General features: G+C 73.9%; 16 protein-coding genes. 6 read left to right on the forward strand and 10 right to left on the reverse strand.

Features of this window, described 5'->3' with window-relative positions:
- Positions 1 to 7: 7 nt before the first annotated feature.
- A complete protein-coding gene (locus EIO00_RS15825) occupies positions 8 to 1,105 on the reverse strand; it encodes an LLM class flavin-dependent oxidoreductase (RefSeq protein WP_140179704.1) in 1,098 nt (365 codons plus the stop codon).
- A gap of 108 nt (positions 1,106 to 1,213) precedes the next feature.
- Here EIO00_RS15825 and EIO00_RS15830 point away from each other — a divergent pair, with 108 nt between their 5' ends.
- The 3 genes from EIO00_RS15830 (at position 1,214) to EIO00_RS15840 (ending at position 3,528) form a co-directional block, all read left to right on the forward strand.
- The gene (locus EIO00_RS15830) at positions 1,214 to 1,726 is read left to right on the forward strand and encodes a cupin domain-containing protein (protein ID WP_140179706.1); all 513 of its coding nucleotides are present in this window, start codon (positions 1,214 to 1,216) and stop codon (positions 1,724 to 1,726) included.
- Positions 1,723 to 2,502 (forward strand): IclR family transcriptional regulator, encoded by a 780-nt coding sequence (locus EIO00_RS15835; RefSeq protein ID WP_140179708.1) that lies wholly within the window; start codon positions 1,723 to 1,725, stop codon positions 2,500 to 2,502. The genes EIO00_RS15830 and EIO00_RS15835 overlap by 4 nt, the downstream gene beginning before the upstream one ends.
- A gap of 111 nt (positions 2,503 to 2,613) precedes the next feature.
- Positions 2,614 to 3,528, forward strand: a complete 915-nt coding sequence (locus EIO00_RS15840) for a sulfotransferase family protein (protein WP_140179710.1) — start codon at positions 2,614 to 2,616, stop codon at positions 3,526 to 3,528.
- Between the two features lie 45 nt (positions 3,529 to 3,573).
- Here EIO00_RS15840 and EIO00_RS15845 read toward each other — a convergent pair whose 3' ends face one another.
- The 6 genes from EIO00_RS15845 to EIO00_RS15870 all read right to left on the reverse strand — a co-directional run bounded on the left by EIO00_RS15845 (position 3,574) and on the right by EIO00_RS15870 (position 8,600).
- A complete protein-coding gene (locus EIO00_RS15845) occupies positions 3,574 to 4,485 on the reverse strand; it encodes a hypothetical protein (protein ID WP_140179712.1) in 912 nt (303 codons plus the stop codon).
- Positions 4,486 to 4,707: 222 nt separating this feature from the next.
- The gene (locus tag EIO00_RS15850) at positions 4,708 to 5,217 is read right to left on the reverse strand and encodes a flavin reductase family protein (RefSeq protein ID WP_140179714.1); all 510 of its coding nucleotides are present in this window, start codon (positions 5,215 to 5,217) and stop codon (positions 4,708 to 4,710) included.
- A 304-nt stretch (positions 5,218 to 5,521) separates the two neighbouring features.
- Positions 5,522 to 6,763, reverse strand: a complete 1,242-nt coding sequence (locus EIO00_RS15855; RefSeq protein ID WP_140179716.1) for an SfnB family sulfur acquisition oxidoreductase — start codon at positions 6,761 to 6,763, stop codon at positions 5,522 to 5,524.
- 489 nt (positions 6,764 to 7,252) lie between these two features.
- The gene (locus EIO00_RS15860; RefSeq protein WP_140179718.1) at positions 7,253 to 7,570 is read right to left on the reverse strand and encodes a hypothetical protein; all 318 of its coding nucleotides are present in this window, start codon (positions 7,568 to 7,570) and stop codon (positions 7,253 to 7,255) included.
- Positions 7,567 to 7,956 (reverse strand): SgcJ/EcaC family oxidoreductase, encoded by a 390-nt coding sequence (locus EIO00_RS15865; protein WP_140179720.1) that lies wholly within the window; start codon positions 7,954 to 7,956, stop codon positions 7,567 to 7,569. The genes EIO00_RS15860 and EIO00_RS15865 overlap by 4 nt, the downstream gene beginning before the upstream one ends.
- 71 nt (positions 7,957 to 8,027) lie before the next feature.
- Positions 8,028 to 8,600 carry a PadR family transcriptional regulator gene (locus tag EIO00_RS15870; protein WP_140179722.1) on the reverse strand — a complete coding sequence of 191 codons (573 nt, stop codon included), beginning with the start codon at positions 8,598 to 8,600 and terminating at the stop codon, positions 8,028 to 8,030.
- Positions 8,601 to 8,782: 182 nt separating this feature from the next.
- Here EIO00_RS15870 and bla point away from each other — a divergent pair, with 182 nt between their 5' ends.
- The gene (gene bla, locus EIO00_RS15875; protein ID WP_241661381.1) at positions 8,783 to 9,766 is read left to right on the forward strand and encodes a class A beta-lactamase; all 984 of its coding nucleotides are present in this window, start codon (positions 8,783 to 8,785) and stop codon (positions 9,764 to 9,766) included.
- Between the two features lie 321 nt (positions 9,767 to 10,087).
- On the opposite strand, the gene EIO00_RS15880 is transcribed toward bla, so the two are convergent.
- The 3 genes from EIO00_RS15880 to EIO00_RS15890 form a co-directional block, all read right to left on the reverse strand.
- A complete protein-coding gene (locus tag EIO00_RS15880) occupies positions 10,088 to 10,789 on the reverse strand; it encodes a hypothetical protein (protein ID WP_140179724.1) in 702 nt (233 codons plus the stop codon).
- 616 nt (positions 10,790 to 11,405) lie between these two features.
- Positions 11,406 to 11,903, reverse strand: a complete 498-nt coding sequence (locus tag EIO00_RS15885; protein WP_140179726.1) for an anthrone oxygenase family protein — start codon at positions 11,901 to 11,903, stop codon at positions 11,406 to 11,408.
- A 7-nt stretch (positions 11,904 to 11,910) separates the two neighbouring features.
- Positions 11,911 to 12,738: an NAD(P)H-binding protein gene (locus EIO00_RS15890; protein WP_241661382.1), complete on the reverse strand. Its 828-nt coding sequence runs from the start codon at positions 12,736 to 12,738 to the stop codon at positions 11,911 to 11,913.
- Between the two features lie 96 nt (positions 12,739 to 12,834).
- Between EIO00_RS15890 and EIO00_RS15895 the strand changes: the two genes are divergently transcribed.
- Positions 12,835 to 13,776 (forward strand): AraC family transcriptional regulator, encoded by a 942-nt coding sequence (locus EIO00_RS15895; protein ID WP_140179730.1) that lies wholly within the window; start codon positions 12,835 to 12,837, stop codon positions 13,774 to 13,776.
- Between the two features lie 180 nt (positions 13,777 to 13,956).
- Positions 13,957 to 15,678, forward strand: coding sequence for an ExeM/NucH family extracellular endonuclease (locus EIO00_RS15900; protein WP_241661383.1), 1,722 nt, complete (start codon positions 13,957 to 13,959; stop codon positions 15,676 to 15,678).
- The last annotated feature ends 163 nt before the right edge of the window (positions 15,679 to 15,841 follow it).

Consider the following 15,841-nt stretch of genomic DNA (forward strand, 5'->3'; position numbering starts at 1 on the left):
AAGGCGGTCACGCCGTCCGGGCGGCCCGCTCGGCGGGCCGGCGGCGGGCGAGCTCGGAGCGCACCAGCGGCAGCAGGCGCCGGCCGTAGTCGACCGCGTCCTCCAGCGGCTCGAAGCCGCGGATCAGGATCGTGGTGACGCCGATGTCGATGTAGTCCAGCAGCGCCTGCGCCACGGTCTCGGGGCTGCCGACCAGGGCGGTGGAGTTGCCCGCGGCGCCGGTCGCCTTGGCGGGGGCCGTCCACAGGGCGCGGTCGTGGCGTTCGCCCTTCTCGGCGGCGGCCAGCAGCCGGCGGGAGCCGACGCCGCGCTCCTCGGGCGGGAAGTACGGCCGGGCGCCGCCCCGGGCGGTGATGGCGTCCAGGATGCGGTGCGCCCGCTCCCACGCCTCCTCGTCGGTGCGGCCGAGGATGGGGCGGAAGGACACCGAGATGCCGATCTCGTCGGGGTCGCGGCCGTGGGCGGCGGCCTGGGCCCTGACCGAGGCGATCTGCTCGGCGGTCTCCGCCAGCGGCTCGCCCCACAGGGCGTAGGTGTCGGCGTGCTTGCCGCCCACCCGGTAGGCGTCGGCCGAGGAGCCGCCGAAGTAGATCGGCAGGCGCCCGTTCACCGGCTTGACCTCCGAGTAGGCGCCTTCGAAGCGGTAGAACTCGCCGTCGTGGTCGATCGGCTCCTCGGCCGCCCAGACGCGCTTGAGGATGTCGAGGTACTCGTCGGTGCGGCGGTAGCGCTCGGCCTTGTCGAGGTAGTCGCCGTCGCGGCGCTGCTCGGTCCGGCTGGCGCCGGTGATGACGTGCACGGCGAGCCGGCCGCCGATGAACCGGTCGAGCGTGGCGAACTTGCGGGCGGCCAGGGTGGGGGCGACGAAGCCGGGGCGGTGGGCCAGGAGGATGCCCAGCCGCTCGGTGTGCGCCGCGGCGTAGGACGCCACCGCGAAGCCGTCGGCGTCCCAGGAGTGGTAGCCGATCAGCACCCGGTCGAAGCCGGCCTCCTCGTGGGCCTGGGCGAAGCGGCGCGTGTAGTCGGGGTCGATCGCCGGTCCGGTGCGGGGACGGATCTCGGAGGTGTCGGCGGTCCTGATCATGCCGATGAACTCGACGGACATCTGCCCTCCTCGGGCGCTCGGAGCATCCCACATTGCAGGACTCGTGTCCCGCACTGTAATAATCCCTATAACATCGGTCAAGATAGTCGAGAATGTGAGGATCGAGACATGACCGACCGAACGCCACGAGCGGACCGGACGGCGGCGGGCGACGCGGCCTGGCACCGGCGGCTGGAGCACATCCGCGGCGACGCGCTGACCTCCGACACCGCGCAGACCTCGGGGATGCGGCGGCTGGAGGCGATCTCCGGCAAGACCGTCGGCTCCCGCCGGCTGTGGATGGGACGCACCCACGTCGCCCCCGTCACCAGCTCCGGCGACCACCACCACGGTGAGGCGGAGACGGCGATCTACGTGGTCTCCGGCCACCCGGTGTTCGTGTTCGCCGAGGGGGAGGAGGAGGTGCGGATCGAGACCTCCCCCGGCGACTACGTCTTCGTGCCGCCCTATGTGCCGCACCGCGAGGAGAACCCCTCCCCCGACGAGGAGGCGGTCGTCGTGATCGCCCGCAGCACCCAGGAGGGCATCGTGGTCAACCTGCCCAGCCTGTGGGCGCCCGTGGAGGTGCCGCCCGAGGCGGGGCGGGACGGCGCGGCCGACGCCGGAAGATCGTCCTCATGACGGAGACCGTCGACCACGGCGAGCGGGCCGCGCTCCCCCGGCAGGGCACCCAGGCGGTCGACCGGGCGATCGCCGTGCTGCGCTCGTTCGAGAGCGCGGCCCAGCTCACCGTCACCGAGATCGCCCACCGGCTCGGCCTGACCACCAGCACCGCGCACCGCATCGTCCGCGCCCTGCACGCGGCGGGCATGCTGGGGCAGGACCCGGTGACCGAGCGCTACTTCCTCGGGCCGTCGGTGGCGATCCTCGGCCGGCTCGCCCTGGAGCGCATGGGCAGCACGCTGCTGCACCCGGAGCTGATCGCGCTGCGCGATCGGACCGGGGAGGCCGTCAGCCTGGGCGTGCGCGTCGGCGACGAGGTGGCGGTGCTGCTGCACGAGCAGTCCCCCCACCCGCTGCGGTACGACCAGGAGCCCGGCGCACGCAACCCCGTCCACGTCTGCGCGATGGGCAAGACCCTGCTGGCCTTCGGGGACCGGCGGGTCGCCATGGCCGAGCCGTTCCGCCGCTACACGCCCGCCACCATCACCACCCGCGCCGAGCTGGAGGCCGAGCTGGCGCGGATCCGGCGACGCGGGTACGCGATCAACAACGAGGAGCGCATCGTCGGCGTGCGGGCCGTGGCCGCCCCGGTCCGCGATCACTCCGGCCGCACGATCGCGGCCGTGGCGCTGCAGGGGCCGGCCGTCCGGTTCGGCGACGATCGGCTGCCGGAGCTGGCGGCGGCCGTGCGCGCCGCGGCCGACCGGCTCACCGCGCTGCACCGGGGCGGCTGAGCGGGGTCACGCGGCGGTGCCGCGTGACCCGGCCGTCGAGAACGGGTCTGGTGACATTTTTCCCTATTACCTATATTTAAGGTAGGTTTTACCTTCAATATGGAGGCGGGTATGTCCTTGCCCGATGTCCTGGTGATCGGCGCGCCCAAAGCGGGCACGACCGCGTTGCACCGCGGGCTGGCCCGCCACCCCCAGCTGTTCATGTCGCCGGTCAAGGAGCCCAAGTTCTTCCTGACCGACGGGCCGCCGCCTCGGGGAGGCGGCCCCGGCGACGCGCAGACCTACCGAGAGCACATCTGGCGGCGCTCGGACTACGAGGCGCTCTTCGACGCCGCCCCGCCCGGCGCGCTGCGCGGCGAGAGCACCCCCTTCTACCTGTACGACCAGGAGGCGCAGCTGCGGATCCACCGGCTGATCCCCCACGTCCGGATGATCGCGGTGCTGCGGGACCCGGTGGAACGCGCCCACTCCAACTGGGCGCACCTGTGGTCGGCGGGCCTGGAGCCGATCGGCGACGTGGTGGAGGCGTGCGCCGCCCAGGAGCGGCGGGTGCGGGCCGGGTGGTCGGCGTTCTGGCGCTATGTCGACCTGGGCAGGTACGGGGAGCAGCTGCAGCACCTGTTCAAGCTGTTCCCGCGCGAGCAGGTGCTGCTGCTGCGCTATGAGGAGCTGCGCGACCGGCCCGCCGCCGCGCTGGACGAGATCTGCGCCTTCCTCGGCGTGCGGACGGGGGTGCTCGACGCCCTCCCCCGGGAGAACGTGACCCCGCACGTCGCCGACTCCCCCGGCAACCGGGCGCTGCAGGCGCTGCTGCGCGGCGGGGCCCGGATCGGCGCCCACATGCCGGAGGCCGTCCGCAAGGCGGCGCGCCGGCCCTTTCTGGCCCTGCTCCAGCGGGACCCGCGCACCCGGCGGCCGCCCACCCCGCAGCAGCGCGCGCGGCTGCTGCCCTACTTCGAGGACGACATCGCGCTCCTGTCGGAGATCACCGGCTGGGACTGCACGGACTGGCTCAAGGTCGCCTGAGCCCCTCGCCCGCCGCGCCGGCGGAGGCCGCCCCGTACGGCGACGTCATTCCGGGTGCAGCTCGGTGCGCAGTTCGTGCGCCCCGTCGGCGCGGGTCATCTCGTAGTAGATCCGCCAGCCCTCCCCCGGCACCCGCAGCGCCTCCAGGTAGCGCAGACCGCCGCCGCCGTGGGGGGAGACCCCCACGGGCTCCTCGCCCTGCGGGAGCAGCACCGAATACCCCTCCCCCGCGGCCAGGCCGGTGCGCTCCTCGTAGTTCTCGGCGGCGCTGGCCCGTCCGTCGTAGAAGGCGACGGTGCGCCCCCCGTGCCGCAGCACCGCCGTGACCCGGGCGCCGCGGGCGTCCCAGCGCCCCGGGCGACCGGTCAGCACCGTGCCGTGCCAGACCCATTCCAGCCCGTCGGCGCTGGTGGCGTAGTCGGTGACCATCTGGTCGGCCTCGTCGGGGTCGGCCAGCGGATGGCAGGAGGCCCACAGGTGCCATTTGCCGCCGTCCTGGCGGATCACCGGGTCCTTCACGCCGACCAGCCGGCTGCCGGGCAGCACGACGCGGCTGCCGACCGGGTCGAACCGCGCCGGGTCGGCGGCCTCCAGCACCTCCACCCGCCAGTGCTTGGTGCCGGTGGTGGCGCAGCTCAGATACAGCCGGAAGGTCCCGTCCTCGGTGGTCACCAGCGCGGGACGCTCCAGCGACTCGGCGTCCATGAGGTCCTTGTCGATGACCGTCAACGTCTCGAAGCGCTCCCCGTCGCGGGAGCGGGCCACCACCACCGCGTATCCGCGGCCCTGACCGACCGGGCGGCGCAGCCGGTAGGCCAGGTAGATCACGCCGTCCACCAGGCAGGCGCTGGGCGCGCCCGCCCAGTGCCCCGGCTCGTCCCGTGGCGGGGCGATGACCGGCCGGGAGTCCTCCGGCCTGGGCGGGGGAAACGGCAGACCGAAATCTCCATCAAACATGTCGGAACACTATAGAGATTGGCCCGGTCGCGCCACGGAGCGTCCGCCCCGCGTGTCGGGCCGGCGGTCCACCGGCGGCCGGCCCCCGATGCGACCGAAAGCCCGGTCGGCGCCCCTCTTCGCACGGGATCCGGACGTCCTCGGACCCGCACGTTCCGCGCCGCGTCCCGTCCGCCGTGCACGGAGGCCGGCCCGCGGAGACCGACCCCCGTGCGCGGGAGGTCAGGAGGTCTGCGGGCGGAAGCGGCCAAAGCGTCCGCGATGGTAGAGCAGGGGCTGGTCGGGCCGGTGGATCCGGGCGCCGGTCACCAGGCCCACGACCAGGATGTGGTCGCCGATGTCGGTGGTGGTGTACGGCGTGCACAGCAGATGGGCGCACACGCCCTCCAGCAGCGGGGTGCCGTCGGGGGCGGGACGCCAGCGGGTGGGGGCGGCGAAGCGGTCGACGCCGCGGTGGGCGAAGCGGGCGGCCAGGTCGGCCTGGGCGTCGGAGAGGATGTTGACCGCGAAGCGGTCGGCGGCGCGCAGGGACGGCCAGGTGGTGGAGGTGCGGGCGATGCAGAAGGACACCAGGGGCGGCTCCAGGCTGACCGAGGTGAAGGAGGTGGCGGTCAGCCCCGCCGGGGCGCCGCCGGGGGCCGCGGTGACCACCACGACCCCGGCGGCGTGCAGGGCCAGGGTCCGGCGGAACTGATCGGGGTCGATCGCCTGGTCGCGCAGCAGTTCGGTCATCGCCACAGGTCCTTTCGGGCTCTGCCGTCGTGGGGGTGGTGCGTCGCACCGGGGCGCCCTGGTCTCGGGTCGGGTCCGGCCCCGCAGGCCCCGATCGCCGGGGCCGGGGACCGGCGGTGCACGGTCCGGCGTCTCCCAGGGCATGGCGCCGTTCACGACCGTGGTCTCGGTGGATGCGTCGAGCGGCGGCGGGGCGGGCCGTCCCGCCGATATTCACTTATTCCTACTTATTTACTATGAAATAGGAAGACGGCTCCTCTGCGGGCTCCCCGCCCGGCCTCCCGTCCGGGCGGGGCCCGGGCCCTCAGATGGCGCCGTGCTGCGGGGGCGGCGTGCCGTTGAGCACGTAGCGGCCGATGTGCTGGATCTTCCAGCGGACCGGGTCGTGCAGGGTGTGGGTGCGGGCGTTGCGCCAGTGCCGGTGCAGGTTGTGCCGCTCCAGGCTGGATCGGGTGCCCGACAGCTCGAACAGCGCGCTGGAGATCTCCACGCCGGCCCGGTCGGCGACCGTCTTGGCGGTGGCCACCGCGATCGAGGCGGCGTCGGCGTTCTCCTCGGTGAGCTCGTGCCTGGCACGCTCCACCGCCCGGCCCGCCTCGGCCAGCAGCGCCCGCGCCGACCGTTCGAGGACCACCAGCTCGCCGAACCGCTGGATGAGCAGCGGATCGTCGGCGGCGCGGGCGCACCCGCTGTCGGGCCAGGGACGGGAGCGGGTGCGCACGAACTCGGCGGCGTCGCGCAGCGCGCCCCCGGCGATGCCCACGTCGATGGCCGCGTGCAGCAACTGCGCGTAGGCGCCGTGGATCTGCGGCCCGGTGAAGGTCAGGTGGTGCGGCACCACCCGCTCGGCCGGCACCCGCACGTTCTTGAGCCGCACGGTGCCGCTGGCGGTGACCCGCTGCCCCATGCCCGTCCAGTCGTCGACGATCTCCAGGCCGGGCGCGCCCTGGGGCACGTAGGCCACGTGCAGCCGGTCGCCCTGGCCCGGCACCTCCAGCTGGGCCAGCACCGGCACCCAGTGCGCGAACAGCGCGCCGGTGCAGTAGAACTTCTCCCCGTTCAGCAGGTAGCCGCCGTCCCCGTCGGGGACGAGCCGGGTGCGGTAGTCCTGGGCGTGCCGGGTGCCGGCCTCGGACTGGGCGTTGCCGAAGCGCCTGCCCGCCAGCGCCTCGCCGAAGAAGTACCGCTGCTGCTCCTCGTCGCCCTGCTGGGCCAGCACCCGCAGATAGACCACGTGGCTGTGCGGGATCTGGGCGATGTTGGGGTCGGCCTCGGCCAGCAGGCGGTAGACCTCCGCGAGGGTGTCGGCGCGCACGTCGGCCCCGCCGTACCGGCGCGGCACGGTGATCGCCAGCAGCCCGCTCTCCGACAGCCGGTCGAGCTCGGCCCGCGGCAGCAGCCGCTGCGCGTCGCGTTCGGCGGCGCCGGGCGCGAACTCGGCGGCCAGACGCGCGGCGACCTCGAGGGCCTCCTCGTCGGTGCGGATCACATGGGCGCGACCGGCGGAGGCGATCGGGACCTCCAGAGCCTGGTCGAAAGTGGTCATCTCGCCCCCTGGGAACGAAACCGGGAGATACATGGTAACTCTACCTGTTTACTAGGGATTTGCCCAAGGGCGATCTCCGCAAAACCGAGCGGGCGAGGGCGGGCCGGGCACCGCGACTTCGTGATCAAGAACGTGCCGGTGCCGTCCGCCTCCGCCTGCTTCGCGGCCTTCGCCGGCAACGCCTCGGGCATGGCGGCCGCCGGGCTGACCGACTCCCGGCCGGTCGGCCGCTTCACCCCGCAGACGCTGCTGCACTTCGGCCAGGGCCTCGCGCCGGACGACTCGGCCGTCCTGCCGGCGATGCCGGCCGCCGGCTCCCCGCCCCGCAGGCGGAGGCCGCCCTCCCGGCGCGGCGGGACGAGCGCGCGGAGCTGCGGCGGGACTGAGCCCTCGCACCGGGCGCGGGGCGGCGGCCCGGCGGATCCGCAGGGCCGCCGCCGGCGCCGGTGGAGGGGCCCCGCCCCCTCGCACCGGCGCCGCCCGGGCGAGTCAGCCGCCGAGGGACCGCAGGGTCGCCGCGAAACCGTCGTGCACCTGGGACCGGAACCCGACGAAGAAGCGGTTGACGAGCGGGACGGCCCAGCGGGCGCGGGTGGCCGCGTTGAAGACCCGCAGGGTCACCCGGGTGCCCGCGTCCTCGGGCGCCAGGCGGTACTCGGCCCGGTACCACCAGTCGCCCTGCACGACGAGGACGGGGCGGGGACCGGAGTCCTCGACGCGGGCGCCCTCCAGCGACGCCGACAGCCTGCGCAGCACATCCGGGACGGATCCCGGAACGAGGCCGGTCTCCTCGGCGAGCGGCCTCATGCCGCCGCCCCCGGGACGGGGACGCGCGGGGTGTTCTGGAACGAACCGAAGCGCCAGCCCGTCTCCCGGCGCACCGCGGTGAGGGTGATCATGGTCTCCCGGTCGCCGCCCGGCGAGATCCCGGTCGCCACCACGACGGCCACGTCCGGGGTGAGGAACCTGATCTTCGGGTCGGCCGGCGCCACCAGGCGCGAGCCCTTGAGCGGCCCCTCGAACAGGGGGCGGTGGCCCTCCTCGATGGCGGCGCGCCCGGCCATGTTGTGGCCGAAGAGGGTGATGTAGTCGGCGTCTTCGACGAACAGATCGGCGTAGGCGGCGGCGTCGCCGTCGTTCCAGGCGGCGACGAGCCGGTCGAGCAGGTCACGGACGGCCGAGACGTCAGACATGATGTCCTCCTGAAAGGGTGATGGAACCGGCCTCGTCCGAGGCCGGGAGGCCCGGTTCACCGGCGGCGGTCTCAGTCCTCGGTCGCCTCCGCCGGTGAACCGGGCCAGTCCAGTCCGCCCGAGCGCAGGTCCTCCAGGACGCCGCGCACCCAGGCGAGTTCGGCGGTGTACAGGGCCCGCCTGTACTCGGTCTCCAGCAGCAGCACCCGGGGCAGGTCCAGCGTCGCCAAGGTCGCCTCGGCGGCGGCCACCGCGCCCTCCAGGGCCGCGGCCCGGGTGCTGAGACAGCGCTCGGCCTCCTTGGGGTCGAGCGCCGCCATCAGGGAGGTCGCCGCGTACATGACGCGGGAGTCGGGGTCGAGGCGCTCCAGCATCCGCCGCAGACGATGGGCCAGCTCCTCGCGGCCCTCGTCGGTGACGCGGTAGACGGTGCGCTCCGGTCCCCGGCCCTCCCGGCTGGTCTCCACCGGTTCGATCAGGCCGTCCCGCAGGAGCCTGTCGACGGCGTGGTACAGGCTGCGCGGCAGGCCGGAGACGTAGTCCTTATGGGTGTCCACCATGAACCGGTGCAGCTGGTAGGGGTGCTGCGGCCGTTGCGCCAGCAGCGCCAGCGCGGTCGTCCCCACCAGGTCCCATCGGGCCATCTCCGCCTCCCACTATGGCAAATTGCACTATTGCAATGTGCCATAGCTGCGCCGCGACGGCAAGCGGCCGGGGGTTACGTCACGCCTGAAGCGGGCGTTCAGGTCACAGCGAAATCAGATGTGAATGTCGGACATTTACTTGATCATCGATGTCCTCGACATCGAGAGACAAAGGAGTCCACATGAAGCAGGTCCAGCGCCCTCAGTGGCGCACCGCGTTGGGGGCAGCGGTCGCGACGCCGATGCTGCTGCTGGGGACGGCCGCCTGCGCAGGTGAACCCGCCCGGACCGTCCCCGTCGGGTCGCACAGCACCCTGACGACCGCCCCGGCCGCCGAAGCCGCCGGCCAGGGCGAGGTCCAGCGGCGACTGCGGGCGCTGGAAGCCGGATACGAGAACGGCCGGATCGGGGCGTACGCGATCGACACCGCCACCGGCCGGACGGTGGGGTACCGGGCGCAGGAGACCTTCGCGCTGAACTCCACGTTCAAGGCGCTGGCGTGCGCCGCCGTGCTGCACAAGGCCCGCACCTCCGACCCCGGCCTGCTGGACCGGGTGATCCGCTACACCGCCGACGACCTGGTGGAGTACTCGCCGGAGACCGAGAAGGAGGAGAACCTCAGGTCCGGGATGACGGTCTCCGCCCTGTGCGAGGCCGCGATCACCCTCAGCGACAACACGGCGGGGAACCTGATATTGCGGCAGATCGGCGGCCCGGCCGGGATGACCGCGTTCCTGCGCTCGCTCGGCGACCACCGTTCGCGGCTGGACCGCTGGGAGACCGACCTGAACGACTGGCGCCCCGGCGAGTACCGCGACACCACCACCCCCGCGCTGATGGCGCAGAACCTGCGGAAGGTCACCACCACCGACGCGCTGGCCGAGCCGGACCGCGCCCGGCTGATCGCCTGGATGCGCGCCAACACCACCGGTGACGCCCGCATCCGCGCGGGCCTGCCCGCGGACTGGACGATCGGCGACAAGACCGGCACCGGCCGGGCCTACGCCCCCGCCGCAGACATCGCGATCGTCTGGCCCAAGGGCGCCACGGCCCCGCTGATCATGGCGATCTACACCAACCGCACGACCCCCGACACCGAGGTCGACGACAGGGTCATCGCCAGGACCGCGACCGTGCTGGCCCAGGGGCTCGGCGCGCTGCCCTGACCCGGCCCCGCCGAGCGAAGGCCCGCAGGAGGCCTCGCGCACCGGCCTTCGCGGCCCACGGGCCGCCCGCACCGGTCCGGAAGGGGGCGGCCCGGCCGGGCGATGCGTCGCGACGACGCCGCGATGACCTCGCGATGACGACGCGACGGCACCGCGACGGCACCGCGACGACGCCGCGACGACGGCGTCGTCGACGGGCGGCCGGGGAGAGCGGATCGGGCGTTCCCGGACGCGCCCTCCCCGGTCGCGACGGCGGGCCGCCGCCCGGCGTCCGGGCGGCGGCCCGTCTCGTCGGTCGCGTCGGGGCGGGTCGGGCGGCCGTCAGGAGGTGGCGTACAGGGTCTGGTCGAAGACGCCGGAGCCGGCCGTCGTCTCGCCCTTGATCTCGCCGTGCACGCTGGCGGTGCCGGTCGTCGGGCAGATGGAGCTGCTGCCGGACAGCCGGGTGAGGGAGGCGTTGTCGACGGCGCCCTGGGCCTCGTCGACCGTGGGCGAGGGGCGGTCGGGGTTGTCGGGGTTGAACAGGTCGAAGGTGAGCGAGGTGATGCTCGACCCCAGGCCGTAGTAGCAGGTGGCCGAGATGCCCAGGACGCTGATGTCGGCCCGGATCCGCAGCCTGGAGTCGGTGAAGGTGAGGGTGCCGTCCCTGCCTCCGGAGACCGGGGCGTACTCCACGGTCGCCTGGTCGTAGGGCAGGTTCTCGAAGGTGACCTCGGCCGAGCCGCCGATGCTGCTGCTGCAGTCGTCGACGACGGCCGAGTTCAGGCTGACGCTGCTGCCGTCGGAGACCAGCGTTCCCTCCAGGGTGACGGTGTCGCACTGGGCGGTGACGTTGATGCCGAGGATGCTGGTCCTCAGGCTCAGCGGGGCGAGGTTGTCGAACCGGAAGGCGCCGGAGTAGGGGGCGCCGGTGGGGCCGTCGCGCCGGATGGTGACCGCGGCGGCGGAGGCGCCGGTGGCCGTCAGGCCCAGCGCGGTGGCGGCGGCGAGGACGGGGACGGCGAGTCTCGTCAGGGCTTTCATCGGGGCTCCTGTCGATGACGCGGGGTGGGACTGCGCCGACGCACCTGGGATGACGGCGGGGTGATCACCGGCCCGGGCCGCCGTGTCGTGGTCGGGCACGGATCGCTCGCACCGGCCTGGAGGGACGGGACAAGTAATCCGTTACTGATGAATAACGCCCCGTTTCCGAACGGGTCAATTCACCCCATATGTCCTATTGAGGACACGAAAGCGTGATTGAAAGGGGCACCGGGACGCCGCTCGTGCCGTGCCGTCCCACAGCCCCGCGCCGTCCCGGCAGGCGCCGGCGCAGCACCGGCCTGCACGGCTCCCTGCCGCTTCAGGCCGCGCACGCCGCCTCAGGAGTTCAGACCGCGCCTCTCGCCTCGGACGCCGCACGACCGCACGCACGGCGACGCCCCGCGGGGCCGGGCGCACGGGCGTGCGCCGGGGCGGGGCGCACGGGCGCCCGGCCGCAGAGCCCGGAGCCGCCGAACGCGCCCCGGCCCGGCACGGCGGCGGCCGGCGGGCGGGACGGCGAATCCTCCGGGAGGCGCTCCCAGCCGCGAGACGGCGGGTCCCGCCCGGGCGGCCCTCGATCCCGCCGTCCGGGGCCCTCCCTGCGCTCACCCCGTGCTCACAGAGCGCGGCCGCAGCGGATCAGCGCCCAGGCCAGGCAGCCCAGGGCGGCGGTGGACAGCCCGGCGCGGACGACGTTCCAGCGCACCCAGCGGGCCTCGAACGCGGCGCGCACGGCGGCCGGATCCGGCATGGTCGCCGCGTCCCCGGCCGCCTCCAGGGCGTCGTTGAGCGGCACGTTGATCCCGAACGTGATCGCCAGCACCGCCGCGTGCAGCACGAACGCGGCGATCAGCCAGGCCAGCGCCGGCCACTGCCCCTCGCCCAGGTGCAGGGCGGCGGCCAGACCGGTGAAGACGATCGCGCCGAGGAAGCCGAGGGCGAACCAGCCGTTGAGGATGGCGGCGTTGATGCGCTGCACGGCCTCCACGAACACCCGGTCCCCGGTCCGGGCCAGGCCGGGCATGACCGCGTACGAGAACGCCGCGAACAGGCCCGCCGACCAGCCCGTCGTGACGGTCGCCGCGATCAGCGTCGCGATCTGCAGGGTCCGCATCGCCGCCTCACCGGCCGGCGCCCGGCACGTCCCACACGCCGGAGGCGGCGGCGGCGCGGGCGTAGTCGGCGAAGTCGCCCGCCTCGCGTCCCAGCGCCCGGCGCACGTCGTCGGTCGCCTGCGCGTTGCGGCCGTCCATGACGGTGACGAACAGGTGCGTCAGCAGCTCGGCGGCCTCGGGCGGGACCCCGGCGTCGATCAGCGCCTGCGAGTACCGCTCCACCGGCACCTCGATCACCGTGATCTCCCGGCCGGTGGCGGCGGAGATCTCGGCGGCCACGTCGGCGAAGGTCAGCGATCGCGGCCCGGTCACCTCCCAGACGCGGCCGAGGTGATCGTCCCCGGTGAGCGCGGCCACCGCCACGTCGGCGATGTCGTCGGCGCTCACGTACGGCTCGGGCGCGCGCCCGGCCGGGACCACCAGCGCCCCGTCCAGCACCCAGCCGAGCATGTCGCTCTCGCTGAAGTTCTGCTGGAACCAGGAGGCGCGGACGATCGTCCACTCCAGGCCGCTGCCCGTGACGACGTCCTCGCAGCGCCGCGCCTCCTCCTCGCCGCGCCCCGACAGCAGCACCAGCCGGCGCACCCCGGCCCTGCGCGCCGCCTCGGTGAACTCGGCGATCGCCGCCCGGGCCTGCGGGACCGCCAGGTCGGGCTGGTAGGTCACGTACACCGACGCCGCCCCCTCCAGCGCCGCCGCCCAGGTGGCGGGCCGCTCCCAGTCGAAGGGGGGGTCGGCGGAGCGGGATCCGATCCGGACGGGGACGGCGCGTTCGGCGAGCCGCGCCGCCACGCGGCGGCCGGTCTTGCCGGTGCCGCCCAGGACCAAGGTCATCTCCTCGTCTGTCATACCCCCCAGTCAAGCCGCGCCGGTTGAGACGGAACATGGCCGAGGAGCTCGCATGCATACGCGTCCGTCTACACTCGCGGCATGGACGCACTGTCGGGCCTGCTGGACGGGCCGCGGGCCCGGGGGGCGTTCCTGCTGCGGGCGACGCTGGAGGCGCCCTGGTCGATGCGGGTGCAGGACCGCGCGCCGCTCACGCTGGTGGCGCTGCTGCGCGGACACGCCTGGGTGTGGCGCGACGGCGGGGAGCCGACCCGGGGCGACGCCGGGGACGTCATGCTGGTGCGCGGACCGGACCCGTACTTCGTCGCCGACGCGCCGGGCCGGCGGCCCGACATCGTCATCCACCCCGGCGGCCGGTGCGCCGCCCCGGACGGGCGCGAGCTGCACGATGAGCTGATGCTGGGGGTGCGGACCTGGGGCACCGCCGCGGACGGGGCGCACCAGATGCTGGTCGGCGCCTACCAGATGGACGGCGAGATCGGCAGGAGGCTGCTGGAGGCGCTGCCGCCGCTGGCGGTGATGCCGGCCGACGCGGTGGACACCCCGCTGGTGGGGCTGCTGGGCGCGGAGACGGCGGTGGACCGGCCGGGACAGCAGGTCATGCTGGACCGGCTGCTGGACCTGCTGCTGATCACGGTGGTGCGGGCCTGGTTCGACCGGGCCGGGGCGGACGCGCCCGCCTGGTATCGGGCGCACGCCGACCCGGTGGTGGGGCGGGCATTGCGGCTGATCCACGACGATCCGGCGCATCCGTGGACGGTGGCGTCGCTGGCGGCGCGCACGGGGGTGTCCCGGGCGACGCTGGCCCGCCGGTTCACCGCGCTGGTGGGCGAGCCGCCGATGACGTACCTGACCGGGTGGCGGCTGGCGCTGGCCGCGGATCTGCTGCGCGAGCCGGACGCCACGGTCGAGGAGGTGGCCCGGCGGGTCGGCTACGGCACGCCGTTCGCGTTGAGCGCGGCGTTCAAGCGGGTGCGCGGGGTGAGTCCGCGCGAGTTCCGGGCCCGGGCGCGCACGACATGATCCGATCACATGATCTGATTACGTTGAGCGAATAGGGGAATTCTCTCTGTAGTCAAACTGAACGCTCCTCTCCCTCGCGCCCCTCACGAACCCTCGCAGACCGGACGAGCCATTACGAATTGGTAGAGGGTTTACGAACGGTTCTTTTCGGCGGTGATCTTCGTGCCTACGCTCGCGCGCATGCCCACCATGCCCAAGACCCGCGCCGCGGCGGCGATCGCGGCCCTCGCCGCCGGAACGCTCGTCGGGAGCGGCGGCACGGCGCAGGCCGCGCAGACCGGCTGCGACGCCCCGGCGACCCACCGGATCGCCCAGGTGCAGGGCCCCGGCGACGCCACCCCCCTCGAGGGGCGCACGGTCCGGGTCGAAGGCGTCGTCACCGCGGACTTCCAGCGCGACGACCAGCTCGGCGGCTTCTTCATCCAAGACCCCGCCCCCGACGACGACCCCGCCACCTCCGAGGGACTGTTCGTGTTCGCGGACGCCTCGCGCGGGGACGTGCGGGTCGGCGACCGGGTCCTGGTGACCGGGCGGGCCGCCGAGTACCACGGACTGACCGAGCTGGCCGACGTCTCCGCCGTGGACGTGTGCGGCACCGGCGCCGTCGCGCCCACCCGCCACGCCCTGCCCCTCCCCGAGGGCGCCTCGCTCGAGCCGTACGAGGGGATGCTGCTGACCTTCCCCCAGCCGCTCACCGCCACCGAGCACTACCGGCTCGGCCGGTACGGGGAGCTGACGGTCTCGGCGGGAGGACGGCTGTTCCAGCCCACCGACCGGCCCGGGATCTCTCAGGAGGCCAACGACCGGCGGCGGCTGCTGATCGACGACGGCTCCACCCGGCAGAACCCGCCGCAGGTGCCGTTCCTGTCGCCGCAGCCGGTGCGGCTGGGCGACACGGTGCGCGGGCTGACCGGCGTGCTCGACCACCGGTTCGACTCCTACCGGCTGCAGCCCACCCGGCGGGCCGTCTTTCAGCGGACCAACCCGCGCCCGGAGCGTCCCCGCCCGGTCGGCCCGGCGAACGTGACGGTCGCCTCGTTCAACACCCTCAACTGGTTCACCACGCTGAACCGGCGCGGCGCCGACACCCCCCAGGAGCAGGAACGCCAGCTCGCCAAGCTGGTCGCCGCCCTGAAGGGCCTGAACGCCGACGTGGTCGGCCTGATGGAGGTGGAGAACAACGGCGACACCGCCGTCAAGGCCCTGGTCGACCGGCTCAACGCCGAGCTCGGCGCGAACGTCTACTCCTGGATCCGGCACCCGAACCCGGGCTCCGATGAGATCCACGTGTCCCTGATCTACAAGCCCGGCAGGGTCGCCCCGGTCGGGGCCCCGCGGTCCTCGACGGACGAGGACTTCGACCGTCCCCCGCTGGCGCAGACGTTCCGGCGGGTCGCCGGCGGCGAGCCGTTCACCGTGATCGTCAACCACTTCAAGTCCAAGGGCTGCGACGGCGCCGCCGGGGAGGAGGCCGACCAGGGCGACGGCCAGGGCTGCTGGAACCCCAAGCGGGTCAGGCAGGCCCGGGCGGTCGCCGCGCTCGCCGCCGACGTGCCGCACCCGCTGGTGATCGGCGACCTGAACGCCTACGGCGACGAGGACCCGATCAAGACGCTGAAGGCCGCCGGGTTCACCAGCCAGACCGAGCGGTTCGTCCCCGCCGGCGACCGCTACAGCTACGTCTTCGACGGCCAGGCCGGCGAACTGGACCACGTGCTGGCGAGCCGCCCGCTGGCCGGCCGCGTCACCGGCGCCGCCATCTGGCACATCAACGCCGACGAGCCGCCGATCCTGGACTACAACACCGAATACAACCCGCCGTCCCTGTACGCGCCGGACGCCTACCGGTCCTCCGACCACGATCCGATCATCGTCGGGCTGCGCCTGCACGGCGGCCGCTGACCCGCGCGGGGCGCCCTCCCGCTCGTCGCGGAGGGCGCCCCGAGGGCAGAGGTCCTGTGCCGGCGGTCCCCGGCGGGATCGGCCGCAGATCCCCGACGGGAGCGCCGGGTGATCCGCGAACGGCGCGAGGCGTCCCGCCGCCCGGCCGGCGGCGCCCTCCGGG

It is taken from the genome of Thermomonospora catenispora (genome assembly GCF_006363815.1).
Classification (GTDB): Bacteria; Actinomycetota; Actinomycetes; order Streptosporangiales; family Streptosporangiaceae; genus Thermomonospora; species Thermomonospora catenispora.